Origin of the sequence: Limnohabitans sp., from assembly GCF_040401135.1 — a bacterium.
Lineage (GTDB): Bacteria > Pseudomonadota > Gammaproteobacteria > Burkholderiales > Burkholderiaceae_C > Limnohabitans.
On the sequence record NZ_JBBAOV010000026.1, the window covers coordinates 1 to 24,934 of the forward strand.

25 protein-coding genes are annotated in these 24,934 nt (G+C 57.0%); 7 read left to right on the forward strand and 18 right to left on the reverse strand.

Annotation, left to right across the window (positions count from 1 at the left end; all coding sequences use genetic code 11):
• On the forward strand, positions 1–845 hold an 845-nt coding region (locus ABWP81_RS08300), incomplete at its 5' end, for a dihydrolipoyl dehydrogenase family protein (RefSeq protein ID WP_353140991.1).
• A gap of 87 nt (positions 846–932) precedes the next feature.
• Here ABWP81_RS08300 and ABWP81_RS08305 read toward each other — a convergent pair.
• Entirely contained in the window at positions 933–2,117 is a 1,185-nt protein-coding gene (locus tag ABWP81_RS08305; protein ID WP_353137101.1) for a Fic family protein, read from the reverse strand.
• Between the two features lie 316 nt (positions 2,118–2,433).
• Here ABWP81_RS08305 and ABWP81_RS08310 point away from each other — a divergent pair, with 316 nt between their 5' ends.
• The gene (locus ABWP81_RS08310; RefSeq protein ID WP_353140993.1) at positions 2,434–4,659 is read left to right on the forward strand and encodes a PhoX family protein; all 2,226 of its coding nucleotides are present in this window, start codon (positions 2,434–2,436) and stop codon (positions 4,657–4,659) included.
• Positions 4,660–4,704: 45 nt separating this feature from the next.
• Here the strand turns inward: ABWP81_RS08310 and ABWP81_RS08315 are convergent, their stop codons facing one another.
• From ABWP81_RS08315 to kce, 3 genes are read right to left on the reverse strand one after another with little or no spacing between them, the layout of a single operon-like run.
• Positions 4,705–5,646, reverse strand: a complete 942-nt coding sequence (locus tag ABWP81_RS08315) for a hypothetical protein (RefSeq protein ID WP_353140995.1) — start codon at positions 5,644–5,646, stop codon at positions 4,705–4,707.
• A 25-nt stretch (positions 5,647–5,671) separates the two neighbouring features.
• Positions 5,672–6,658: a Bug family tripartite tricarboxylate transporter substrate binding protein gene (locus tag ABWP81_RS08320; RefSeq protein ID WP_353140997.1), complete on the reverse strand. Its 987-nt coding sequence runs from the start codon at positions 6,656–6,658 to the stop codon at positions 5,672–5,674.
• Positions 6,659–6,681: 23 nt separating this feature from the next.
• On the reverse strand, positions 6,682–7,605 hold the full coding sequence (gene kce, locus ABWP81_RS08325) for a 3,5-dioxohexanoate:acetyl-CoA acetone transferase (RefSeq protein ID WP_353136140.1): 924 nt from the start codon (positions 7,603–7,605) through the stop codon (positions 6,682–6,684).
• 291 nt (positions 7,606–7,896) lie between these two features.
• On the opposite strand from kce, the gene ABWP81_RS08330 reads away from it, so the two are divergent.
• Complete coding sequence (locus tag ABWP81_RS08330) at positions 7,897–8,559, forward strand: formylglycine-generating enzyme family protein (protein ID WP_353136143.1); 663 nt, start codon at positions 7,897–7,899, stop codon at positions 8,557–8,559.
• 11 nt (positions 8,560–8,570) lie between these two features.
• On the opposite strand, the gene ABWP81_RS08335 is transcribed toward ABWP81_RS08330, so the two are convergent.
• From ABWP81_RS08335 to ABWP81_RS08390, 12 genes are all read right to left on the reverse strand, one after another.
• Positions 8,571–9,272, reverse strand: a complete 702-nt coding sequence (locus ABWP81_RS08335) for a substrate-binding domain-containing protein (protein WP_353140999.1) — start codon at positions 9,270–9,272, stop codon at positions 8,571–8,573.
• 3 nt (positions 9,273–9,275) lie between these two features.
• The gene (locus ABWP81_RS08340) at positions 9,276–10,244 is read right to left on the reverse strand and encodes a tripartite tricarboxylate transporter substrate binding protein (protein WP_353141000.1); all 969 of its coding nucleotides are present in this window, start codon (positions 10,242–10,244) and stop codon (positions 9,276–9,278) included.
• Positions 10,245–10,297: 53 nt separating this feature from the next.
• Positions 10,298–11,284 carry a Bug family tripartite tricarboxylate transporter substrate binding protein gene (locus ABWP81_RS08345; RefSeq protein WP_353141002.1) on the reverse strand — a complete coding sequence of 329 codons (987 nt, stop codon included), beginning with the start codon at positions 11,282–11,284 and terminating at the stop codon, positions 10,298–10,300.
• A 63-nt stretch (positions 11,285–11,347) separates the two neighbouring features.
• Entirely contained in the window at positions 11,348–12,220 is an 873-nt protein-coding gene (locus ABWP81_RS08350; protein ID WP_353141004.1) for a fumarylacetoacetate hydrolase family protein, read from the reverse strand.
• 97 nt (positions 12,221–12,317) lie between these two features.
• The gene (locus ABWP81_RS08355; protein WP_353141006.1) at positions 12,318–12,911 is read right to left on the reverse strand and encodes a 3'-5' exonuclease family protein; all 594 of its coding nucleotides are present in this window, start codon (positions 12,909–12,911) and stop codon (positions 12,318–12,320) included.
• Between the two features lie 17 nt (positions 12,912–12,928).
• Complete coding sequence (gene ylqF / locus ABWP81_RS08360) at positions 12,929–13,867, reverse strand: ribosome biogenesis GTPase YlqF (protein WP_353141008.1); 939 nt, start codon at positions 13,865–13,867, stop codon at positions 12,929–12,931.
• 47 nt (positions 13,868–13,914) lie between these two features.
• Positions 13,915–14,637, reverse strand: coding sequence for a tRNA-uridine aminocarboxypropyltransferase (locus ABWP81_RS08365; protein ID WP_353141010.1), 723 nt, complete (start codon positions 14,635–14,637; stop codon positions 13,915–13,917).
• A gap of 3 nt (positions 14,638–14,640) precedes the next feature.
• On the reverse strand, positions 14,641–15,843 hold the full coding sequence (locus ABWP81_RS08370; RefSeq protein ID WP_353141012.1) for a hypothetical protein: 1,203 nt from the start codon (positions 15,841–15,843) through the stop codon (positions 14,641–14,643).
• 14 nt (positions 15,844–15,857) lie between these two features.
• On the reverse strand, positions 15,858–16,613 hold the full coding sequence (locus ABWP81_RS08375) for a hypothetical protein (protein WP_353141014.1): 756 nt from the start codon (positions 16,611–16,613) through the stop codon (positions 15,858–15,860).
• A 12-nt stretch (positions 16,614–16,625) separates the two neighbouring features.
• On the reverse strand, positions 16,626–17,174 hold the full coding sequence (locus ABWP81_RS08380) for a hypothetical protein (protein WP_353141016.1): 549 nt from the start codon (positions 17,172–17,174) through the stop codon (positions 16,626–16,628).
• Between the two features lie 21 nt (positions 17,175–17,195).
• On the reverse strand, positions 17,196–17,480 hold the full coding sequence (locus ABWP81_RS08385; protein WP_353141017.1) for a DnaJ domain-containing protein: 285 nt from the start codon (positions 17,478–17,480) through the stop codon (positions 17,196–17,198).
• A 6-nt stretch (positions 17,481–17,486) separates the two neighbouring features.
• Positions 17,487–18,002 carry a GNAT family N-acetyltransferase gene (locus tag ABWP81_RS08390; protein ID WP_353141041.1) on the reverse strand — a complete coding sequence of 172 codons (516 nt, stop codon included), beginning with the start codon at positions 18,000–18,002 and terminating at the stop codon, positions 17,487–17,489.
• Positions 18,003–18,134: 132 nt separating this feature from the next.
• Between ABWP81_RS08390 and ABWP81_RS08395 the strand changes: the two genes are divergently transcribed.
• The 4 genes from ABWP81_RS08395 (at position 18,135) to ycaO (ending at position 22,630) form a co-directional block, all read left to right on the forward strand.
• Complete coding sequence (locus ABWP81_RS08395; RefSeq protein WP_353141019.1) at positions 18,135–19,103, forward strand: tRNA dihydrouridine synthase; 969 nt, start codon at positions 18,135–18,137, stop codon at positions 19,101–19,103.
• A complete protein-coding gene (locus ABWP81_RS08400; RefSeq protein ID WP_353141021.1) occupies positions 19,100–19,609 on the forward strand; it encodes a hypothetical protein in 510 nt (169 codons plus the stop codon). The genes ABWP81_RS08395 and ABWP81_RS08400 overlap by 4 nt, the downstream gene beginning before the upstream one ends.
• A 3-nt stretch (positions 19,610–19,612) precedes the next feature.
• Entirely contained in the window at positions 19,613–20,773 is a 1,161-nt protein-coding gene (locus tag ABWP81_RS08405; RefSeq protein ID WP_353141023.1) for a YbfB/YjiJ family MFS transporter, read from the forward strand.
• 129 nt (positions 20,774–20,902) lie between these two features.
• Positions 20,903–22,630, forward strand: a complete 1,728-nt coding sequence (ycaO, locus tag ABWP81_RS08410) for a 30S ribosomal protein S12 methylthiotransferase accessory factor YcaO (RefSeq protein ID WP_353141025.1) — start codon at positions 20,903–20,905, stop codon at positions 22,628–22,630.
• Positions 22,631–22,632: 2 nt separating this feature from the next.
• On the opposite strand, the gene ABWP81_RS08415 is transcribed toward ycaO, so the two are convergent.
• Together ABWP81_RS08415 and ABWP81_RS08420 are read right to left on the reverse strand one after the other, a co-directional pair.
• Positions 22,633–23,340 carry a VOC family protein gene (locus tag ABWP81_RS08415; protein WP_353141027.1) on the reverse strand — a complete coding sequence of 236 codons (708 nt, stop codon included), beginning with the start codon at positions 23,338–23,340 and terminating at the stop codon, positions 22,633–22,635.
• Between the two features lie 17 nt (positions 23,341–23,357).
• Positions 23,358–24,908, reverse strand: coding sequence for a class I adenylate-forming enzyme family protein (locus tag ABWP81_RS08420; RefSeq protein ID WP_353141029.1), 1,551 nt, complete (start codon positions 24,906–24,908; stop codon positions 23,358–23,360).
• Between the last annotated feature and the right edge of the window lie 26 nt (positions 24,909–24,934).

Below are 24,934 nucleotides of genomic sequence, written 5' to 3' on the forward strand. Positions count from 1 at the left end.
ACGGCCTCATGCAAGGCGCTGACCGCGACTTGGTCAAAGTCTGGCAAAAGATGAACGCCAAGCGCTTTGACAACATCATGCTCAAGACGAAGACGGTGGGTGCACGCGCCTTGCCAGAAGGCATTGAAGTGACGTTCGAGAGCGCTGAGCCGGGTGGCACGGCCCCCGCGCCGCAGGTGTACGACCTCGTGTTGCAAGCCGTGGGCCGCACGCCCAACGGCAAAAAACTCGACGCTGAAAAAGCAGGCGTGTCTGTGACCGACCGTGGCTTCATCAACGTCGACATTCAAATGCGCACCAACGTGCCGCACATCTTCGCCATTGGCGACATCGTGGGCCAGCCCATGTTGGCGCACAAGGCGGTGCACGAAGCACACGTGGCGGCTGAAGTGATTGCGGGCGAACTGCAAGGCAACAAAGAGCTGGCAACTGCTGCATTCAACGCCCGCGTCATCCCAAGCGTGGCCTACACCGACCCCGAAGTGGCGTGGGTTGGCCTGACCGAAGACCAAGCCAAAGCGCAAGGTATCAAGGTGAAAAAGGGTTTGTTCCCTTGGTCGGCTTCAGGTCGCGCCATTGCCAACGGCCGCGACGAAGGCGTGACCAAACTGCTGTTTGACGACTCACCCGAGGCCCACGGCCACGGCAAGATCTTGGGCGGCGGCATGGTGGGCACGCACGCAGGCGACATGATTGGCGAGATCGCTCTGGCGATTGAGATGGGCGCAGATGCTGTGGACATCGGCAAAACCATCCACCCACACCCCACGCTGGGCGAAAGCATCGGCATGGCGGCAGAAGTCGCGCATGGTAGCTGCACGGACTTGCCGCCTGGCAAGAAGTAAACGCTTCGCGCTGTAAATAAAGAAGCCGCCAACCTGAAAGGGTTGGCGGCTTCTTTTTATTGAAGATCGTTTCTGCCAGCTCAGTGACTATTGATTTTTTGCGTGAGCAATAGCCTCATTCAAACCTTGCTTGATACCGCCAAATGCATCAACCGTAGTTGACCGAATTTCATAACTCGTACTCCGCCCACTCGCCTCAGACCGCATCAACACATCGCGCTCTAGCAGTTCGTTGATGTCGCGCAGTGCGGTGTCTTGCGAACATTTGGCAATCGCTGCCCACTTGCTGGTGGTGAGCTTGCCGTCAAAGCCATCTAGCAGCTTGTTGAGCAGTTTGATTTGTCGCTCGTTCATGGGTGTGTCGGCCCATTGCCGCCAGAAGTTGGCTTTGCCCAGCACGGCAGACAGCGTGCCTTGTGCGCCTTTCACGGCGCGCAGCAGGCAACCCAAAAACCACTCTAGCCAATCGGTCACGTCCAGCGTGCCTTTTTGGGTGCGTTCGAGTTGGTTGTAATAGTCTTTGCGCTCGCGCTGGATTTGTGCCGACAGGCTGTAGTAGCGCTGCGCTGTGCCTTCAGCGCGGGCCAGTGCCAAGTCGCCCACGGCGCGGCCCATGCGGCCATTGCCGTCGTCCATCGGGTGCACCGTCACAAACCACAAGTGGGCCAGCCCAGCTTTGATCAGCGGGTCGTCTTGGCTGGCGGTGTTGAACCAATCTAGGAACAGCGCCATTTCAGCTTCTAGCGTATTCGCAGGCGGTGCTTGGTAGTGCACGCGTGGGCGGTACGACGGGCCAGACACCACTTGCATGGGGCCTTGTGCGTCGTTGCGCCACGCACCTACGCGGATGGGCGTCATGCCGCTGTAGCCTGTGGGGAAGAGGGCAGCGTGCCAGCCGCACAGGCGCTGCACGGTCAGTGCTTGGTCGTGCTGCTGGGTGGCGTCTAGCACCATGTCCACCACGCCTTCCACATGGCGGTCAGCGGGTGCAAGTGCGCCAATGTCCACGCCAAGTCGGCGGGCGATGGACGAGCGCACCGAATCAGGGTTGAGCATTTCGCCCTCGATCTCGCTAGTCTTGATCACGTCTTCGGTCAGCACGCGCAGGGTGGCTTGGTCGCGTTGCTCTAGGCCAATGTCGTGCATGCGGCCTAGCAGCAGCCCTTGAGCGTGGTGCACTTGCGCCAGTAGTGGGGCCAAGCGCGTGTGCGCGTAGGTCCACTTGGTCCAAGTGTCTTGCTCCCAGATATAAAGTTTATCGCCGCTATTCATGCGGTGATTATGCGGTGAATACGCCTCATGTGCAAGATATACGGTGCATATTTTGCGGTGTTTATGTGGTTTTATCGCCGCAAAGGCATGGCGGCGAAAGTGGCGCATGGCTGCAAAGTACAGTTCTGGCCGTCAAGTTTGAAGAGTTGCCGGGGAAGAACCCCGCCTGACATCCCACGCCGGGCGAAAGCATCGGCATGGCGGCGGAGGTGACGCATGGTAGTTTGCGATTTCCTCCTCACCAGCCGAAGCCAGAATTTAGACATGAAAAAGTCATATTTGGCGTTTCAAATGGCTCTACCTTAAGGAGTAAACCATGTCAGCCCACGACCAAGATATCGACCTCAACCCCTCTAACAACCCCCATTTTCAAGACATTCTGACTCAATCCCTGCAAAACCCCGCACGCCGTGGTTTGTTGCGTGGCGGCTTGGGCTTGGCCAGTTTGGCCATGCTGCCTGGTTGCGCCAGCATGCTCTCGGGCATGGCCGCAGCGCCTTCTGCGCTGGGTTTTCCCTCTTTAGATAAGAGCCTGTTGGACAACGTCATTTTGCCTCCAGGCTATCAATACACAGTTTTGCACGCCACGGGTGATGCACTGGATTCAGCTTTGCCTGCTTACTCCAACAAGGGCGTCGAATCCGACGACTGGTCGCGCCGCATTGGTGATCATCACGACGGCATGGACCTTTATTACATCGATGCCAACGGCCGCTACACCGAGAATGAAACTGGCCGCGCCGTGCTGTGCGTGAATCACGAAAGCTCGGCCGATGCGCACTTCATGCACCCCAACGGCCAAACTTCCAATGGCGTGAGTGGCAAAAAGTTTGACCAGTTTGGCGCTTGGGATTTGGGCACACGCCCCGAGTTGGAAGTGCTGAAGGAAATCAACCACCACGGCATTTCGGTCGTGGAAATCGTCAAGACCCCGCAAGGCTGGCGGATCAAGCAGGACTCGCCTTTGAACCGCCGCTTTACAGCCCAAACGCCAGCACGTATCAGCGGCCCACGCGCTGAGATCGACAACATCCGCAGCTTTATGGTGACCCGCTGGGACATTGCTGGCTCTATGTCGCGCGGCACTTTGAACAATTGCGGCCATGGCAAAACCCCTTGGGGCACCTACTTGGGTTGCGAAGAAAACTGGGCGTTTTACTTCCAGACCACGGGCGCAGGCGCAGCTTTGCCAGCCAAAGACGTCACGGCACGTCGCCGTTATGGCGTGGCTGCTGCTGCCCCCGCTGCCGGTGTGCAAAAAGCCATCAGCCAAGGCTGGCACACCGTGTCGACCACCGACGACCGTTTTGCCCGTTGGAACTTGGCCGCTGTGGGTGCCAACGCCGAAAGAGATTTCCGCAACGAAGCCAACACCTTCGGCTATAACTTTGAAATCGATCCGCTGGCCCCTAATTCAACCCCCGCCAAACGCGTAGCCATGGGCCGTTTTGCCCACGAAGCTGCGGTTTGCGGCATCCCTAAAGCTGGTGAGCCCTTGGCGTTTTATATGGGTTGCGATTCGCGCAACGAATACATCTACAAGTTTGTAAGCACTGCGTTGTGGGATCCTCGCGATGTAGGCGGCGGCATGCAGGCCGGTGACAAGTACCTGAGCGAAGGCAAGCTGTACGCGGCCCGTTTTGATGCAACAGGCAAAGGCGAATGGTTGGAATTGAACATTGCCGATCCGCGCATCGCCAACTTTGCGGCTTACAAATTTGCCAACCAAGGCGATGTGTTGGTCAACCCACGATTGGCTGCGGATGCGGTGGGCGCCACCAAAATGGACCGTCCTGAGTGGGGCGCAGTGAACTACCGCAATGGTGAAATCTACTTTGCCCTGACCAACAACAACGCAGTCAACCGCACACCTACCAAAGTGGATGCAGCCAACCCGCGCGCCTACATGGATATGGATGGCAACAAAGCCATGGGCAACCCCAACGGCCACATTATTCGTTTCAAAGAGTCGGACAGCAAGTCGACGGCCAAGGCCTTTGCTTGGGACATCTTCTTGTTTGGCGCAGAAGAGGATTCAGGCGACGCCAACCTTTCCGGACTCTCGGCCAAAAACGCGTTCTCTTCCCCTGATGGCATGTGGTTTAGCAAGGCCACCGGCATTTGTTGGATCCAGACCGATGACAGCGCTATGACCGACGAGACCAACTGCATGATGTTGGCGGCCATTCCAGGTCACGTGGGCGACGGTGGCAAGGTCACGGTCAAAAACAAAATGGTGGTGGGTGGTGTTGAGCAAACTGGCACCCAAGAAACCTTTGTGGGCGCCGCTTTGGGCGATGCCAAACTGCGCCGCTTTTTGGTGGCTCCTAAGGGTTCAGAGGTCACCGGCATCACAGAAACCGCCGATGGTCGTACCTTGTTTGTCAACATCCAGCACCCTGGCGAGTTGTCCAAGCCTTTGGCTAGTGGCAGTGAGCCGCAAAGCATGTGGCCTGGCAACCAAGGCTACGGTGCCAAGGGCCGTCCGCGCTCGGCCACGATTGTGATCACCCGCCAAGATGGCGGTGTGATTGGATTGTGATCGGTTTTTAAATTCGGGGTGCAGACTTAACGCGCGCAATTGACTTCAATGCGGGCCTAAGTAGCACCCCTCATCACTTTCCTCGCTGCACAGCGCAGCAATCAAGGCTTGGTCCACCACTTGGCCGGGTAGCAGCAGCTCTTCATTCGTCCAGCGCTTAACCAAGTGGCCATTGGCCACACCGCCGGTGTGTGGGGCTTGGTAGGCGCGGCGGTGTTGCATGGTGATGCTACTGTTGGCGTTGGCAATGAAGCGGCTTTCGCCCAGGGCCCAGGGTTCAAAGTAAGCATTGGCGGCGGCATCTACTTGACGAAAGTAGCTGCGTGCGCCTTCGGCGTTGAGCTTTTTGCGCACGGTGCGGGTGATGAGGCCTTGTAAGTGGTCGAGCGCGGCATCGTCCATCTGGCTGATGATGTCTTCGCTCATGTTTTGCTGAGCTAGCGCAGGCGAGGTGGCCAACTCGGCAGGTAGCATTTGCACCATGGCTTTCACCACATCGTGATGGGGCGCTACAGCGGTGGCCACGCCACGCGTTTGCGGCTGAATGGGGCAGCGTATTTCGACAAAGCGCGGCTTCACAGGCCCGGTGCAGCCGTCGTGGTGGTAGTACTCGCCTTGGCTCAGTCGCCCTTTGCTAGAGCGTCCGCGCACGTCTCGGTAGGTGGGGTGCTGGGTGTGCACATTCAGGCACACCACCATGCCCGTGTCATCGACCAATTGGTAAAAGGCCTCGCGCCATTCGGGCAAAAGCAGCTTGTTGTGCAGGTAGTCGCTGGGGGCTGCGGCTTGGTCATGACTGACGCCTACTTCGCCCTCAATCACCAACACAAAGGGCTTGGGCCGACGCACCTGCCATTGGCAGTTGGCAAAATGCAGCACCTCACTGGCGGGGTCAGAGTGTTTGCCAGCGCCGTGGCCTGCGGTGTCGAACATGGTAAAAATAAGGTTGAGGTTGGGCTCAAACATCAAGCCAATAACCTCAACCATTTTAGAGCTCAGAGGCGATGGGGCATCACTCTACTTTGATGTCAAAGTCTTTCACAATCTTGCCCCAAAACGCATAGTCGGAGGCGGCTACTGTGGCCAGCGCTTCGGCAGAGGTCCCGGTGGGGGTGAGGCCCAAATCACGCATGCGTGATTGAATTTCGGGCATCTTCACAATCTTCACAATCTCAGTGTTGAGCTTGGCGATGATGTCGTCAGGCGTGCCTCTGGGCGCAAAGATGCCGTGCCAAGAGCTGCCGATTTGGCCGTTTACATCCAGCGTGGAGCCAAACTCAGTCATGGTCGGCACATCGGGCAAGCTGGCAATGCGCTCAGCGCCCGAGATGGCCAAGCCTTTGACCTTGCCAGCTTTGATCAGCGGAATGGCGGAGGCGGAGCCTTCAATGGACAGGCTGATCACGCCACTCATCACATCCGGCGATGGGTTGGTTTTGTAGGGGACGTGGTTGAGCTTGATGCCCAAGCGTTGTGCCCATGCTTCCATGGCCACGTGGGGATGCGAGCCCACGCCCAAAGAGGCAAAGTCGATCTTGCCGGGGTTCCGTTTGGCAAACTCCACCAGCTCTTTCATGTTGTTGTAAGGTGTGTTGGGTGATGCGGTCAGCACATGGGGCACCAGCAGCAATTGGGTCACCGCTTTGAAATCACGCACGGGGTTGAACTGTGGCTTTTGGTACACGTTAGGCGCAATCGCGTGGACGGCCTTAACGCTGTAAAACAAGGTGTAACCATCGGCCGCGCTGGTGCTGCCCGCCTCTGATCCGATCATGCCGCCAGCACCTGGGCGGTTGTCGATCACCACCGGTTGCCCTAGTGCTTGGCTGAGTTTGTCACCCACCAAACGCGCAATTACATCGGGCGAAATACCAGCGGGAAAAGGCACGATCACCTTGATCGGGCGGTTGGGGTAGCCAGCGCTTTGTGCCCAAGCAGAAGGCATGGCGATGGATGCAGCAGCTGCGGATGCGGCTGTCAAAAGGTGTCTGCGTTGCATGAGGTTGGTCTCCGTTGGTGTCATTAAATCTTGGTGTTTTCTGCGCCCTTGAGCTGCAACATGGCGCGGGCCTCATCCGGTGTGGCCACTTCATGCCCCAGCCCTTCGATGATTTGTCGTGCTTGGCGCACTTGCTGTGCGTTGCTTTCGGCCAGTTTGCCTTTGCCAATCCACAGGCTGTCTTCAAGGCCAACGCGCACGTTGCCGCCTAGGCTTACGCTCATGGCGGCAATGCGCATTTGATGACGCCCAGCGCCCAGCACCGACCACTGGTAGTCTTTGCCAAACAAGCGGTCTGCCGTGCGTTTCATGTGCATCACGTCTTCTGGATGCGTGCCGATGCCGCCCAAAATACCGAATACCGACTGCACAAAAAAGGGCGCTTTGATCAAACCCTTGTCTACAAAGTGCGCCAAGTTATAGAGGTGGCCAATGTCGTAGCACTCAAACTCAAAGCGGGTTTGGTTGGCGTTGCAGGCTTTCAATGCAAACTCAATGTCTTTGAACGTGTTGCGAAAAATCAGGTCGCGGCTGCCCTCTAAATGTTCACGTTCCCAGTCGTGTTTCAAATCAGTGAAACGCTCCAACATTGGAAACAGTGCAAAGTTCAACGAGCCCATGTTGAGGGACGCCACTTCGGGCGAAAAACGCATGGCGGGCTGAATGCGCTCGTCGATGTTCATGAACGGCGAGCCGCCGCTGGTGAGGTTGATGACGGCGTTGGTGCCCGCTTTAATTTGTGGCAAAAACTTGGCAAAGGCTTCCGGGCTTTGGTCTGGCTTGCCAGTGATCGGGTTACGCGCATGCAAGTGGATGATGGCTGCGCCTGCAGCGGCGGCTCCCAAAGAAGCTTCAATAATTTCTTCTGGCGTCACCGGCAAGTTGGGTGACATGGAGGGGGTGTGAATTGCACCTGTGACAGCGCAGGTGATGATGACTTTAGACATGGTTTTTTTAAAAGCTCCGCTGTTTGATGTGACAACTTAAACAACTGGCATGCTACAAATTTAGCCTTCTCATCACACGCACGTAAACCCTTGAGGCATCCTTGAAATGCCCTCCAGCTGTCACTTCAGTAACAGTGCACAAGCTTTAATGTGATTTTCCAAAATACGCTTCTTAGCTAGTTTGAAATCATAAAATTATCAAATCATTAAGGACTCCATGTCATGCATATCAACAATTGGGCGCTAATCAAGTGCATCCGGCTGAGTGTTTTATTGCGTGTGATTTTTTTCATGAGCGCCACTCACGCTCAAGTGGGTGACAAAGTGGCGTTGCCCAACTTTGCGATTGACCGAACCGAAGTCACCATTGGGCAATTCGACCGCTACGTGCGTGCAACGGGCACCATTACTCGGGCTGAAAAAGAGGGCGGTGGTTTTGAATACGTCGCGGGTTGGGAGCGTCGGCCCGGTTGGTCCTGGCGAAAGCCCGATGGCCAGACGACCAGCGCAGACATGCCCGCCGTACATTTGGATTTTGCTGAAGCGCAAGCCTATTGCCGTTGGGCGGGTGGCCGTTTGCCCACGGGGGCTGAGTGGCAAATGGCAGGCTTTACCGAACTGCGCGAGTCACCCCCAGCGCCTTGGCAAAAAGGCCGAACTTATCCTTGGACCACGGGCGACAGCCCGCAAGGTGCAAATACGAGTGACGCCGACCCATGGCCCCGCGCCGCGCCTGCGGGGGCTACCAAGCAAGGCGTAAATGGCTTGTATGACATGGGGGCCAATGTGTGGGAGTGGACGACCGACAGCCCCGACAGCAAAGGGCGTGAACGGCGCACGGTTGGCGGCTCTTGGTGGTACGGTGCGTTCAACATGAAGGCCGATGTGCAGGCCTTTAAACCTGCAGATACTTATGTGGTGTACCTCGGGTTTCGCTGTGTGTATGAGCGGTAGTTCGCGCTAATTTAAAACTCAAACCCACCTTGCTTCCGCACGACTGCCGATGCGTCCCCTGTCAAAAGCTCCGCCAGCATTTGCGCATGCGCGGGGTTGTGCGTGCGTGTGCAAACGCCTAGCGTGTAATCGGTGATCAGCTCAAACTCAGTGGGCAATACATCTACCAAGTCCACGCCCTCGGTGTAGTTGATTTCGGTCACTTGGGTTGAGCCAATCAGATGGCTTTCCGTGCTCTCGGCCATTGCACACATGGCGGTGGCACCATTCGGATACACCCGAAATTTGCTGCTGAGGGACTGGTCAAGACCAAGTGCTTTCAGAACGTTCAAGACGTGAATACCTGCGGTGGCTTTTTCTGGGTCTGGAAAATAAATGCCTTGTGCAGCGCTGAGGGCTGCGTGCAATTCGGCGCGGTTTTTGACGCTCGGATGTGCATCGCCTGTGCGCACGGCCACACCCGTTTTCACATGGCCTAAAGAGCGTGCACTGCCTGCCACCACATGGCCTGAGGCGATGAGTGAGTCAATGAGCGATCGGGTGAGGATGATCACATCACAGGGCTCGCCCGCCAAAAGTTTGTCGCGCATCATGCCTACCGCGCTGAACGTGCCATGAATGGTCTGTCCCGTGGCTTTTTTAAATTCAGCTTCTACAGCTTTGACCACGGCTGCGGCAGCGCCGCCACTCAATACATGCATATTGGGGCTCATGAATTAATCCGCTTTAGCGCCCGACACTTTGACGATGTTGGCCCACTTGGCAATGTCGGCGTTGAGGTATTGCTCAAACTCAGGCACAGCCATGGACATGGGCACAGCACCCTGTTTAGCCCAGGTGGATTTCACTTCGGGGTTGTTGACAATTTTGCGCACTTCGGCATTGAGTCTGTTCACAATGTCGGCCGGCGTGCCCTTGGGCGCCATGAGGCCCAGCCAAATGGTGGCTTCGTATTTGGGCACGGTCTCAGCCACGGTGGGCAGATCCAGCAGGTTGGCAGACCTGGCAACGCCAGTGCCAGCCAGCGCACGTACCTTGCTGCCACGGGCAAACTCGGTCATGGTGGTTTCTGCATCAAACATCACGTCCACCTGGCCGCCAACGATATCGGTGCGCGCGCCCGAACTGCCTTTGTAAGGCACGTGCGTCATGTCGACACCCGCCATGTGCTTAAACAATTCACCCGCCATGTGGTAAGGCGTGCCGTTGCCAGAAGAGGCGTAGTTTAGTTTGCCAGGCTTGGATTTGGCCAAAGCCACAAGCTCCGCCACGTTTTTAACAGGTACCGAGGGATGCACCACCAACAGCAAGTTGGAGTAATTGATGGGCGCGATACCGACAAAGTCTTTCATCAAGCCAAAAGGCTTGTTGGGAATCAATGACTCATTCACGGTTTGCGTGTTGGACATCATCAGCAAGGTATAGCCATCGGCAGGAGACTTGGCGGCAAAGTCGGTGCCGATGATGGAGCCCGCGCCGGGCTTGTTGTCGATCACAAATGACTGTTTGAGTTCTTCGCTGAGGCGCTGCGCCATGAAGCGGGCGTAGTTGTCAGCAGGGCCACCGGTCGCAAATGGCACCACGATTTTGACTGGGCGATTGGGGTAACTTTGCGCATGTGCCAAGCCAGAGGCCATGGTTAAAGTAAGGGCCACCAGTTGAAGGGCGCGGGGTAGTTTCATCATGTCTTGTCTCCTAGTTAATCAGTTGCGGTATGAGAATGGCCAATTTCTTTGAATCAATCCACTTTGCCAATGCGTGCCACCAATCCGCTCATGTCTTTGGCGTCGGCTTGCACAAAGCGTTCAAACTCGGGAGCATCTTGGTACATGAACGAGGTACCAGCGGCCGTCAACGCGCCCACAGCGCGAGCGTCTTGCGCAGCAAATTTGGCGGCTTGACGCAAGCTCTCCACCACCGCAGCGGGGGTGTCGGCAGGCACAAACATGCCTGACCACTGCGAGTATTGAATGGGCACGCCCAGCTCTTTAAAGCTAGGCACTTCGGGCATGCTGGCCAAGCGGCCGTCACCCCAGTGCGCCAAGGCTCGCAAACGACCCGATGTGATGTGTTGCTTGACGCTTGCTGGTCCGGTGGACACCGCATCAATTTGGCCGCCGAGCAAGGACATCACCGCAGGGGCTGCACCGGTGTAGGGCACATGCAGCATGAAGGTGGAGGTGGCGACTTTGAGCTGCTCCATCGGCACATGCATGGTGCCGTAGTTGCCAGACGAGCCAAACGAAATTTTGCCGGGATTGGCCTTGGCGAAAGCAATGAACTCGGCATAGGTTTTCCAAGGGCTGTCGCTGCGCACTACCAGCACGGTGGGATCGGCGGTGAAGCGTGCAATGGCTTTGAGCTGGTTCACCTGATACATGGGAGCACGTTGCAGAATTTTGTCGGCTTCGGGCAAGACGACCAACGACGACAAAGACATCAGCACGGTGTAGCCATCAGGTTTGGATTTGGCTACTTGCGCCATGCCAATGCCACCGCCTGCGCCGCCTTTGTTTTCCACCACCATGCTTTGTTTGAGGTGGCGCGACATGGCCTCAGCCACGGGACGTCCCACCGTGTCAGCCACACCACCCGGTGGAAACGGCACCACCATGGTGATGGGCTTGGTGGGATAAGCCTGTGCCGCGGCTGGAAGGCTGGCCAGAGTCATGGGAATGGCTAGTGCCACGCCTAAACCAGCAGAAATTAAATGACGTCGTTTCATGTCTTGTCTCCTTTGGTGGTTCTCTGGCAGGTCAGGCGACAGCCGGCCTGCTTTTTTATCAGTTCAAACGAAGCGGTTTTCGATGCTGCCCACGCCGTCAATCTCGACGCGGATCACATCGCCTTTTGCAATGTAGCGAGGTGGGTTTAGGCCCATGCCCACGCCAGCAGGTGTGCCCGTGGCGATGATGTCGCCGGGGTAGAGCGTGATGCCGCGTGAGATGGTTTCGATCAAGGTGGGGATGTCGAAAATCATGTTCTCAGTCGGGCCATCTTGGCGCAATTCGCCGTTCACCCAGCAACGCACGCGGGTGTTGCGGCCATCCACTTCGTCAGCGGTTACCAGCCACGGGCCCATGGGGCAGAAGGTGTCAAACGACTTGCCCATGTCCCACTGTTGGTGGCGCATTTGCACGTCTCGCGCCGTCACGTCGTTGACCACGGTATAGCCAAACACATGGCTCATGGCATCGGCTTGGCTGATGTTCTTGCCGCCTTTGCCAATGACCACCGCCAGCTCAGCTTCGTAGTCGATTTGGGCGGACACGGCAGCGCCTGGCAGATGCACATCGGCCGTTGGGCCCACCACGCATTCGGGCACTTTGGTAAAGACGATGGGCCAAGCTTGGGTGTCGGTGTTACTGTCTTTGAAGACGGAGGCTTGCAGTTCTTTGGCGTGTGCGTGGTAGTTGCGGCCCACGCACCAAACGTTGCGGCGAGGAATAGGCAAAGGTGCTTCGAGTTGGACATGTGAAATGTCATGAGATGCGCCTGCCAACTCAGGCAACGCACGGCCAGCTACAAGTGCATCAATGATAGGTTGCGCGCCATGATGGGCTTGCTCTTCGGTCAGTGCAAAGGCCGTGACGTGATGACCGTCGGCAGACACTTGGCCCACATGACGTTGACCATTGAGCTTGAAAGTAGCGATGCGCAAAGTGTTCTCCTGTGATGAATCGTTGGTTTGTCTAAAACCAATTTAAATCATCATAGGGAAGGTGTGCCCAGATGCAAGACACCCACGAGACAACAGCCTAAATGCCGAGAGCTTCCCAAACCACATAAGCCGCATACGCATCGTTGGCCGCATAGACCAATTGCGCTTCGCTCAAGTGCGTGTTAGCCCAGTTGCTGGTGGCTGCATTTTTAGATTTTTGAAACCGCTGGTTAAACAGCACAGCCACTGCACCTTTGACACCCATGTCTTTACGGTAACCCCGCGCATGAAAGATGGTGTTTAACTCCAAGATGCCTGCTGGCTCGACCCCCAGTTTTTGAATGATGCGTTTGCGGTCGTCGCCTAAACCAAAACCTGCTTTGGCAATACCGCCACGTGCCAGCAAGTTGGCGGCGACGGCGCGGCATTCGGGGTCGTGGAGTTGAATGACCCATGCGCGCTCGGCCGTGGCCAGTTGCAACACATGCGGCCCATCCGATTGTTCGCCCACCTTGAAGGTGGGTTTGGATTCGGTGTCAAAGCCCCACGCGCGTGAGTTGATCAAGGTGTCATGCGCCATCTGGGCTTGTTTAGCCGTATTGACCAAGGTGATGCGGTCTAGCCCCAAGCGTTCAAACGGCGGGAGTAGGGCGATGGCTTCTTTGTCGGGGGTTTCTAGGCGTTGTGTCATGAGTGGCTGATTTGGGTTCAACGCTTTTTAGATTTGTGCGCTATTTTTTTGTTTTTCTCAATCGCCTCTTTGCGCACCGCACGCTCAGCGTCTGCTATTTTTCCTTCTGCCAGCCAAGCGGCAAACTCCTCTGGAGTTTCAAGTGTCACGCGGCCTAGCGCAGCGGTGCGGAAATCGTGAATGACGAGGTGCGCGGTTTTGGTGGTGTTGATGCGCCCGCCGCTTTGCACTGCGCCGCGTTTACGGCCAATGGCTTCAAGCATGTCTTCATCGGTGTGGCTGGCCACATCGTCGATGGTGTAGCGCTGGTGAAGCACCTCGGGGTAGTGGGGAATGAGGTAGTTGAGCAGCTCCAGCGCCACGGTTTCTTCGTCAAACGCATTCACGCCAATGGCGCCGCTGGCAGCCAAGTTAAAGCCGCTTTGCTCGACGATGATGCGCGGCCACAGCACGCCCGGCGTGTCATACAAATAAAAGTCATCGGCTAGCGCGATGCGTTGTTCTGTTTTGGTCACGCCGGCTTCGTCGCCCGTCTTGGCTGCGCGTTTGCCTTTGAGGGTGTTGATGAGGGTGGACTTACCGACGTTGGGAATGCCGCAAATCAGCACGCGCATAGGCTTGGCCATGCCGCCACGGTTGGGCGCGAGTTGTTGGCAAGCATCGATCAGCGCTTTGGTGGGCGAGGTCATGCTGGTGTCTAGACCCATGGCGCGTACGCCGGGCATGGCGTTGTAGTGGGCCAGCCATAGCGAGGTGCGGACGGGATCAGCCAGGTCTTGTTTGCTGAGAATTTTGAGGGCGGGCTTGCCCTTGATCAACTCGGCCAGCATGGGGTTGGCACTCGATCCGGGTAAGCGGGCGTCAAGCATTTCGATGACAACGTCAATCTCTTTGATGCGCTCCCCAATCGCTTTGCGCGTGAGGTGCATGTGTCCGGGGAACCATTGAATCGCCATAAAAAAGAGCCGCTACTGACCTAAGGGTGAAAGAGGGTGATTGTCGGTCACGAACGCTGCGCCAGTTCTTGCAACCGCACATGCACCTCGTCAGTTAAATCTACTGGCTGCTGATGTTTGGCTTTGACGTAATGTGTTGTGAATACATCCAAGTAGGCATTTAGGGCCTGTGCAGCCAGCGAGTCATTTGCCAGCTGTAGGCACATGGCGCCCACTTCGGCCGTGCAAAGGTGCGCTTCGTTTTGGGCGCGGCGCAGGGTGTAGCGCGACAGTTGTTTGGGGTGCAGGCTAAGCACAGGAAAGTTTTGCAGATAAGGGCTTTTGCGAAACATCTTGCGGGCTTCGTCCCATGTGCCGTCTAGCAGGATGAAAAGTGGGCGCTTGTCCGTCGTGTGGGTCACCTCGTGCACCACACGTTCGGCAACTGCAAACTCAGCAGGAAACACCACATAGGGCTGCCATTGCGGGTTGCTTAAGAGCACCAGCAGCGCTGGGTCTACTTCGGTACGTGCCCAGCCAAAAGCAAAGGTGTCGGCCACCACATCGGCAATCAACCAGCCAGTGTTGCTGGGCTTGAGCGGTTCGATATCTGCCATCAGCAAGCAAATGCCTGCGCGGGTATGCACCTGGGGACGCAGGGCGCAAATGCAATGAGAAGGCACTAAGCGGCAGCCTGCGCAGCGCTCACCTTTGGGGCCGCCGCGGGCTAGAAAGGGTTTGACGCTGCGGGCGAGGCGGCTATCTCGCAGGCGAGCAACGGCGTGGGGCACTGCTTAATCAGCCACGTTGCACTCGCGCTTCAAAAGCGACAGCGCATCGTGCAGTTTGTAGTCGTGGTCGGTCTGTAATGTGTCTAAGGCTTCGTCGAGGAACGAAGCCCACATCGCCAGATAGCCTTCTTGGTGCTCGATGGGAGCATTGGTTTGGATGAACACCTTGGCCAGTTCTGGCTGCACGCCAGATTTGCGAATTTTGCGAATCAAGCTGGTTGCCGTTTTTTCAGTCAGCATCGTTTGGCCTTTGCTGCTTGAAGCAATGCACAAAAAGAGCGTGAGCAACGAACTGTCGTCGCTGTGGCCGCCTGTGGCTTTGGCCCACTCGGCAGAGGTTTGGCGGTCAAAGTGGTCCACTTCGGACAAGGCGTCCTCTGTCCAAAAGTAACGTCCTACAAAAGCAGGTGTTTGGTTGAACAGTTTTTGGGGCGTGAGCTTGGCATCCAAAATTTTGGGCAGGTCGGCTTCCACGCTTTGTTGTACTTGCGCCACCGCCGCTTTGAATTCGGCGGGTAAGTTTTTGGGTGCTGCCAACTTGATGTTTTGAGTCGCGCTAGGTTTACGCAGGGTGGCGACTATTTTTTGGAACGTCACCCAGTCTGGCATTTCCTTGTGTTGGGTGGCCGCAGCCAATAGCGCGGTGCGAATCACGGCTTCGGCATCGCAGCCCGCTTCTACTAAATCGTCGGCATGCAGGCCTAGTTGGTCGGCCATCCAGATGGCAGCGTCAATGACGTGGGCCACTTGTTGGCGCTTGGCCAATTCGGCTTGGTAGTCGGCCAAATTGCACAGCGACCACTTGGCTAATTGCGGAATGTGTTTGTCGCTAAAGCCACCCTGCTCGTTCATGCCAAAGTGCGTGTTTTGCGGCATGACGATGAGGGCTTTGAGCATGTCTGATGCTGCTTTAGAGCGTGACATGAATGAGTGCTCGCGCAGCTGCTCGGCGGCTTTGCGCAAGTCGCCTCCGCTTTGAATTTGCAGCGTGAGGCTGACCATGTTGACGATGCGGTCCTTGGCTTTTTCTAGCTCGGGGCGCAAATACTCGCTGCCAAAGTAACGCGCAATTTGCACCATGCCTTTGGGTGCATCGGTTTGGATGGCGTCTAGTTTGGCTTGGTCCAGCACGCCGTGTTGCATGCCATAGGCGACGGCCTTTTCAAAGAACGGGCGGTCGTCAAAAAGGGCAACTGATTGCGTCATGTTTGGCGGCAAACTTAGATGGCAGATTCTTCGTCAGAATTACGCGCGGCTGGCGTGGCTTGGCCGCGGTCGGTGGCGCTGGTTTCTACGCGTCCATCGTCCTCTTCGTCGTCGTCTTCAGACAAGCCCGAATCATGGGCGCGTGCTTTGGCGCGCAGCACCAGCAGCATTTCAATGAAGAGGTCGGGAATTTTGTGACGAAGTATCCAAGCGAGTTGCATCCAGTCTTGGTCGGCCACTTCGTCTTCTTCTACGCGGGGCTTGACGTAGGCCGAGCCGAGCAGGGCGCTTTCAGACAGCATGTCGCCATCGTCTTCCATGGTGTCAAAAGTGCCGGTGCGCGCAAAGGCTTCGATGCGGCTCCACTTTTCGCTGAAGTAATCGGCCAAAGCTTCAGCGCCGCCTTCAAGGTCGCCGATGGCGTTGAGGAACTCAACCGTGTCTGCGTCTTCGCGAAAGATGATGGAGTTCATCATGCCGCGCAGGTGGGTGCGGGTGAGGTCTTTGTATTGTTTTTCAATCACCACAGCGCGGGCAAATTGCTCGGGCGTTACCAGCAGGTTGATGACTGATTCTTTGGATGTGTCGTACTCACGAATCACGGCCAAGATGTCTTTGGGGGGCAGTTGTTCTAGCACCACCATCAGGGCATGGTCGCCCTCGGCGTCGGCCAGTTCGACCAACGCAGCTTCAGCGCCTGTGATGTCGCCTACGGCGATAAGGCTTTGTGTTTTGGCAATCAATGCAAGGGCGTTTGTTTTGTCGGTCATGTGGCCTCCTGTTTATTCTTTGCTGTCGAAACCTTGTTCGACCATCCACGCGTTGCCTGCTTCTTCACGTTCGCGGGCTTCGCGTTCTTCATCGTGCTCGGCTTGGTCACCGCGCTCGACATTTTGCAAATCCTCGTCTGCATCGGCGTCGTTTGACTGTGCGCTTGAACGCATAGGCGTGCCGTGCATGTATTCGAGCGCAGCAGCCACGGTCATAAACCATGCGCCCACGGGTTCGGCCAAGATTTGCTCGACCATGGGCTGCGCCCAAGGTGCAATCCGCACGCCCTCAGACAAAGCATCCCAGCTCAGCAAATCATCCGCGTCGAGCGAGATGAAGTGAGCCATCAACTCGGGCTCATGGAACTCAAACGCTTGATGCAACACCACAGCCACCATCTCGGGGTTGAGGTCCATCATTTGCAGCAAAAAGCCCAGCTCTTTGCGCTTTTCGGCTAAGCGTTTGTCGAGGATGTATTGGCCCTCGGAGTCGGAGTTGAGGTCGTCCAGCTCTGCTTGGTAGGCAGAGCGCAGCTCTTGGAAAAATGGGGAAATGATCATGGTGTTTTGTATGCCGATGCTTTAAGAACGGTTCAGCACTTGTTGAAAGTAGCCTTGCCAAATTTCGCGTGCCGTCTGTGCGGGATCATCCAGCAAATTGCGGCGACGGTTGTCGTCGTAGGCTTTGCGTTTGTCTATGTCTGATAGCACGTCGTAGGCCTCTTGCACTTCACGAAAACGCGCAGGCGCGTCTTCGGCGTCGTTGCGGTCGGGGTGAAACTGAGAGGCTTTTTGACGGAACGCCTTTTTGATGTCCACCAGCGTGGCATCGCTTTTAAGCCCTAGGGCGGCGTAGTGTTCAGACATGAAAAATTAAAGCGCTTGCTTGAGCCGAATCTCTTCTACCTTGACGGGGCCCATGGGCACGGTCTTGGCGCTAGACATTTCGCGTTTAAAACCCGCTAACTCATGAAAGCGCATGGCGCGGTCATTGGCAATGGGCACCCAGATGGACACATGCGTGCAGCCTTCTTCTTGCAGCCCTTCGCGGGCGGCGTCCCACAAAGCTAGGCCAACGCCTTTGCCCCAGTAAGCGGTATCCACATAGATGTCCCAAATTTCGCCAAGGGTGTTGGGCGTACCTTTGTCGCGTGAGCGGTCGTAGCTCACAAAGCCAATCAGGGTGGTGCCGTTCACAGCCACTTGCACTTGTGGCTCGGCGTATTCGATGGCTTCGCGCCAGTAAACGGTGTTTTTCTCTTCGGGCACTGGCAGCACTTTGGCGCCGGTTTGCATGGTTTTGAAAGCTTCTTTGGCGGTGGCGGCGTAAAGCTCAGCAATTTTGACGGCGTCGCGCATCGTGGCGGGGCGGACTTCAGCGTGTGTCAGGTCGGGCATGGAGAGGGGAAATTTGGTGAACAGATAAGAACGCTATTGTCCCAGCAAAACCAACGCATGCGCAGACTTAGGTAGAGTGGTGCCTTCGCTGCTTGCGGCCTTCTATCTCCCATTCCCAAAACCATGCTCATTCTTGCCCCCATGGAGGGCTTGCTCGACTTTGTGCTGCGCGATGTGTTGACCCGCATTGGCGGGGTTGACCGCTGCGTGTCCGAGTTTATTCGCGTCACCAACACCTTGCTGCCCGAGCGCACGTTTTTGCGTATCGTGCCCGAGCTGTCGAATGGTGGGCGCACCTTTGCGGGGGTGCCTGTGCGGCCCCAGCTATTGGGGTCTGACCCCCAATGTTTGGCCGACAACGCCGCGCGTGTGACTGGCATGGGTTGCGACGGGGTGGACCTGAACTTTGGTTGCCCCGCCAAGCAAGTCAACCGCCACGGCGGTGGCTCGGTCTTGTTGCAAGACCCCGAGGTGCTGTACCAAATTGTGCGCGCCGTGCGCGCTGCTGTGCCTGCCCACCAAGTGGTGTCGGCCAAGATGCGTTTGGGTTTCAACGACGACAGCACCGCCGAAGAATGCGCCTTGGCGCTAGAGGCCGGCGGAGCCAGCGAAATTGTGGTGCACGCCCGCACCAAAGCCGATGCGTATCGCCCGCCTGCGTATTGGTACCGCATAGCCGACATCAAAGCCAAGGTGAAAACGCCGCTGGTGGCCAACGGCGAAATTTGGAATGTGCAAGACGCCATCAATGCACGGGCTGAATCAGGCTGCTTTGATTTGATGTTGGGCCGCGGCATTGTGACCAACCCAGGACTTGGCTGGGCCATACAAGCGCACGATTCAGCTGCAAACGGTTTGCCCGTACCCGCACCCGAAGTGCGCTGGCAAGACCTGCCGCCGCACCTGCACACGTTTTGGAAAATCGTGTCGGGCCATGTGAGCGAGCGCCACCAAGCAGGGCGCTTGAAACAATGGCTGAATTTTTTGCGCAAGTTTTATCCCGAGGCCGAGGCTGCCTACATGCATGTGCGCACCTTGACCAACCCCAAAGACATCAACGCGTGGTTTGACGCCATGCCGACGCAACAATGAACGAAGACAACACCCAGCAAGCTCTCGATGACAGCGCCTTCGCGCAAGAGCCACGCCTCTGGCAAAACGAAACATGGACCGCCAAGGTCATCAAAAACGAAGACGACGACGGGTGGGCCGTGGCCATGTTCAAAGACGGTGAAACCGAAGCCGCCCTGATTGGCCCGTGGACCATGGGCCGCGACAAAAAGAACCCCAAGCCGCTGGACGGCAACGCCTTCATCACCTTGGTCAAAACCGCCAGCGAGTTTGTGCGTCGAAGCGAACAGCAGTTGCACGCCACCTTGCACCAGTCGGTCACTGTCAATGGCAAAACTGGCCGCATTACTGCGCTACTAGACATCGTGCCCGACGATGACAACCCCTACGCCATACTGAGCGCACAAGACGATGGTGGTGACACGTTAGCCGAGGTGCGTGTGGAAGCCGGGTTTAAGTTGAACCGAAATACGGCGCAGGCTTGGGTGGATGCGGGGTTTGAAAAACCCAAGAGTCCTCGGGGCTGAAACTTGCACAAAAACCTTCACCCTTGGCAAGTTCTCACGGGTGGTATTTGCGGTTTGGTGTTGACCATTGGCTTGGCGCGTTTTGCCTACACGCCGCTGTTGCCTAGCCTGCAACTTCAAACTGGATTGACCGATGCAGCCGCCGGAGGCTTGGCCGCCATGAACTACGCGGGCTATATGAGCGGCGCACTAGCCGCCACCTGGATTGACGATGTGCGCTGGCGGCATTGGCTGTATAGCGCGGGCTTGTGGATGTCTTTGCTGACCGTGGCCGCCATGGCGCTGACCACTTGGATGCCCGCGTGGGCTTTGATTCGCTACATCGGAGGTTTGTGCGGTGCCACGGGCATGTTGCTGGGCTCAGGTTTGGTGTTGGGTTGGCTCATGCGGCAGGGGCGTCGGCCCGAGCTGGGTTTGTATTTCATTGGCTTGGGGCTGGGCATTGTGGTGTCGGCCCTGGGCGCTTGGGGCTTGTCGCAGCTGTGGCCCACATGGTCTGACCAATGGCTGGCGTTTGCTGTTTTGGGCTTGATGTTTTTTGTGCCCGCTTGGGTGTGGCGGCCCCCTGTGCCGCCGCAGGTGGTGGCGTCGCCTCACTCGGTGGTTACCGGTTTCGGTTCGCGTCGCTGGACGTGGACCCTGCTGGCCAGCTACTTTGCCGCGGGCTGGGGTTTTGTCATCAGCGCCACCTTCACCGTGGCCATTGTGGAGCGCGAGCCTGCGCTGGCGGGTCAAGGCCCGTTGGCTTGGGCGTTGGTGGGTTTGGCGGCCATGCCTGCGGTGTTCATTTGGGATTTGGTGGTTCGGCGTTTGGGCGACAAGCGTGCCTTGCTTTTGGCGTTTGGTTTGCAAACGCTCTCGGTCATGTTGCCGGCCATGTCTGGCGCGTTGTGGGCTGCGCTGGCAGGGGCGGTGGGTTATGGCGCGACCTTTATTGGCATTGTCAGCATGACTTTGGCTTTGGTGGGCCGCAGAGCTCCCAACAACCCAGGTCAAGCGATGGCCAAGCTCACGCTGAGCTACGGCACGGCACAAATGTTGGCGCCTGTTGTGGCTGGCTATATGGCGCAAACCACGGGCACGTTCAAAGGCGCGTTGTGGCTCACGGTTGGGGTGATGGCGGCTGGCATGGCCTTGCTAGCCACCTTGCCCAAAGACGATTAAAAGCAACACACGCCGCACCGTATTTCGCAACATAGTTGAGCGAAAACCCCGACCTTGGGTGAGGCTGCGTAGGCCTGACAATGGGCGCTTGCTCTAGGGCACCCCTGTAATTTATAAAAGCGATTTACTTTGCCTACTCACAGTTTTATTCTCGGCAAAGACGCGCCGCTCGAATCCACCATCAACTCCCTTCAAGCCAAGTTGCAGGCGATGGGTTTTCATATCCAAGAAAAAAGTTGGCTCAACCCCGTGGAGGGCATTTGGTCGGTCCACATCCATGACCGCGATTGCCCCGCCTTGTTTGCTAACGGTAAAGGCGCCACACGGATGGCGTGTTTGGCAAGTGCGCTGGGGGAGTTTTTTGAGCGTTTGGCCACCAACTATTTTTGGACGCATTTCTACCTCGGCCCCCTCACTGCAGATGCCTCGTTTGTGCACTATCCGCAAGAGCGTTGGTTTGATTTGACGGACGATGGGTCTTGGCCCCAAGGTTTGCTCAACGCCGAACTGCATAGGCTCTACAACCCCGAGGGCAATATCGACTGTGCCAACTTGGTGGATTTCAACTCGGGCAACGTAGAGCGCGGCATTTGCGCCATTCCCTTCGTGCGACAACACGACGGCGAGACGGCCTACATCCCCGTCAACATCATTGCTAACTTGTATGTGAGCAACGGCATGTCGGCGGGTAATACCGCTGCAGAGGCGCGCACGCAAGCTCTGTCGGAGATTTTCGAGCGTCATGTGAAAACCAAAATCATTAGCAAAGGCATTTGCTTGCCCGATGTTCCTGAAGTGGTGATTAACCGCTACCCGCGCATCGCTGCAGGCATTGCGGCTTTGCGTGCCGCAGGCTTTGGCATTTTGGTGAAAGACGCATCGCTGGGTGGCAAGTACCCCGTGATGAACGTGACCTTGTTGCACCCCGAAGACCAGGGCTGCTTTGTCAGCTTTGGAGCGCATCCGCGCTTGGAGGTGGCGCTAGAGCGGGCCTTGACTGAACTGCTTCAAGGGCGCTCGCTCGATACCTTGGAAGGCTTTTCCCCACCCACGTTTGACCTGGACGAGGCGGCCAGCGCTCCCAACATTGAAATTCATTTCCTTGATTCCAGCGGTGTCATTCACTGGGAGTTTTTAGGCGAGATTCCAGACTATGTGTTTGTGGATTGGAACTTCTCTAGCACCACTGCCGAGGACTATGCCTACTGCGTGCGACGCATACACGACGATGGCTTTGACATCTATATTGCCGAATTCGAGCATTTGGGCGTCTATGCCTGCCGCATTTTGGTGCCGGGCATGTCAGAGATCTACCCCGTGGACGACCTCGACTTTGAGAACAACAGCATCGCCAACGAAATGCGCGAAGCCATCCTCAACTTGACCGACCTCGACAACGAAGAGTGCAGTGATTTGTTGGCTTCGTTGAACGAATCCAACTTGGCCGATGAGCGTCCTGTGGCGGGGCTGATTGGTATGGCCGCCGACATGGGCAGCTTTTGGGCCGACTTGCGCGTGGGCGAACTCAAAACGCTGTTGGCTTTGGCCTGCGGCGACGAAGCTGCCACCGTAGAAGGCTGCGAGTGGATTCGCCACTTTGACCAAATACCGCAGCAACGCCGCGCGGTATACGCGTGTATTGAAACCTTGGTGTTGCTGACTGACCGTGGCGACACCGCGCCTTATGTTGGCGCGATTCGCCAGTTGTTTGGTGCGGGTGTGTTTGAACAAGCGCATGCGCTCATCATGCAGACCGACCGCTTTATGGGTATTTCAGCGCCAGGGCTGATGATGGACGGCTGCGAGATGCAGCGCAAGTTGTGGGCGGCCTACGAGAAAGTGCAAGAGCACAAGTAGGTTCAAAGCCCCAAACTCTCCAACACCACCACACCTTTGGGTGTTTGCAGCGTGGCTTTGAGGTTGGCTGCGCCTTCGGTCACGCTCACGCGCGCAAGTTCGATGGCTTCATAAGCGGCTTGCAGTTTGTCAGCGCTGGGGTGCGTGACTTCAAGGCTTTGCAGCGTCACACCCGATCGGGTGAGGGTGTTGCGGGGGTGGAGCTTGAGTGGGTCGGTGGCTTCAGGCTTGCCCCATTGAATCAGCGTGGGCATGCAGCCGTCAAACAAACGTTGGCCATCGGCTCGCACCGAGATTTGCCAGTTGAGCGTGCCGCGGTTGGTGCGGCGGCTAGCGGCAATAGCAGGGCCACGGTCAATGCCTTGCATGCGAACAGCCATGCGGGCAGTTTTGATGTCGGGTGTGTTCACCACGAAGTGCACCAAGCGCGGCTCTTTGGCCACGGCCTTTTGCAAGACGGGGTTGTCCATATCAAACCAACGTGTGGGGCAGGCGCGTTTGGGGCGCACGGCATTGGGATCAATGGCGATGATTTCGCAATAGGCCATGGGGTTGGCGGGCGAGGCAATTTTGAACAAGCGGTTGTGAGTGCCGTAAAGCGTGTGTTCGCCGCCGGGGCTAGGCGTAATGCCCAGAGTGTCTTCGCACCATTGCACGCCTTGTTCTAGGCTTTGGGCAACGATGACGAGGTGGTCTATTTGTGTATGCATGGGGCAGCACCATACCACTAGCTTTGGTGCAGTCTTTTTCGCAATTCGGTTTTGAGCACTTTGCCGTAGTTGTTCTTGGGTAAGTGGCTGACCAGCTCGTAGCGTTTGGGGCGTTTGAAGCGAGCGATCTCGTTTAAGCAAAAGGCGTCGAGTGCCTCGGTGGTCAGTGTTGCGCCCGTGCGTGCCACCACAAACGCCACAATGATTTCGCCCCACTCGGGGTCGGGTGCACCCACCACGGCCACTTCGCTCACACCGGGGGCTTGCAATAAAGCTTCTTCTACCTCGCGCGGGTAGACGTTCGAGCCGCCGCTAATGATGAGGTCTTTGCTGCGGTCTTTGAGGGTGAGAAAACCATGCGCATCCAAGCAGCCCATGTCGCCGGTGAACAGCCAGCCATCGCGAATGGCGGCTTGTGTGGCTTCTGGGTTGCGCCAATAGCCGGCCATGACGCTGTCGGATTTGATCAGCACTTCACCCACATCGCCTAAGGCCAAGTCGTGGCCCAGTTCATCGGTGATGCGAATTTGTACGGGCGTTTGGGGCACGCCGACGGAGGCTAAACGCTGGGCATGTTCGGGATGTGTGGTGTCGCTCAAATGAAAACGCGACAAGGCGGTGCCCACCATTGGACTTTCGCCTTGGCCGTAAATTTGCACAAAACGTGGGCCCATGATGCGCAGGGCGCGTTGGATGTCAGCCGCATACATGGGTGCGCCGCCGTAGACGATGGTTTTGAAGGCGCGCGCGCAGTCTGATTGACTGAGCGCTGCGTGTTCTGCATGATCGACCAAGCGCTTGACGATGGTGGGCGCAGCAAACAGCGACAGTGGGCCGAGGGCTTGACCCAGTTCAAACAACTCAGCCGCATCAAAGCCGCCCGAGGCAGGAACGACATGGCGCGCACCCGCCATCAAATGTGGAATGGCATACAAGCCTGCACCATGCGACATGGGGGCGGCGTAGGCGATGGCATCTTGCTCGTTGACGGCATCTACATCGGTGAAGTAGGCGAAGCCCATGGTCGACAAATTGCGGTGGGTGATCATCACGCCTTTGGGTCTGCCTGTGGTGCCGCTGGTGTAAAACAACCAAGCGAGGTCGTCCCCTTGTCTTGCCGTGATAGCTTGTGTGGGCGCAAGGTCTTCGTAGGCTGGGACAGCCCAAAAAGCATCAGCCTCTGCACTGTCCACAACGATGACTCGCTGCAAGCCTTGCAACTTTTCTGTTGTGTCGGTGGTGACATCTGCTGTTACAAAGGCCCAGCTGGCTTGGGCGTTGTCGACAATCCATTGCGCTTCGCGCACATGGAGCTTGGCGTTGATGGGTACCACCGCCAAGCCCGCCCACCAAGCGCCAAACATGACTTCAAGGTAGCGCGGGTGGTTGTGCATGAACAGCGCCACCCGGTCGCCCTGTTTAAGCCCTGCGGCTTCAAACTGCAGGGCCAAGTTTGCGCAGCGTTGTGCCCATTGTGCGTAGGTGGCAACTGTCTGGGTGCCATGGAAAATGGCGGCTCGGTTTGGAAACTGACGCGCCATGCGCTGGAGTAAATGAGCCAAGTTCAACGAAATCTCTCCACAAAGAAGCCAAT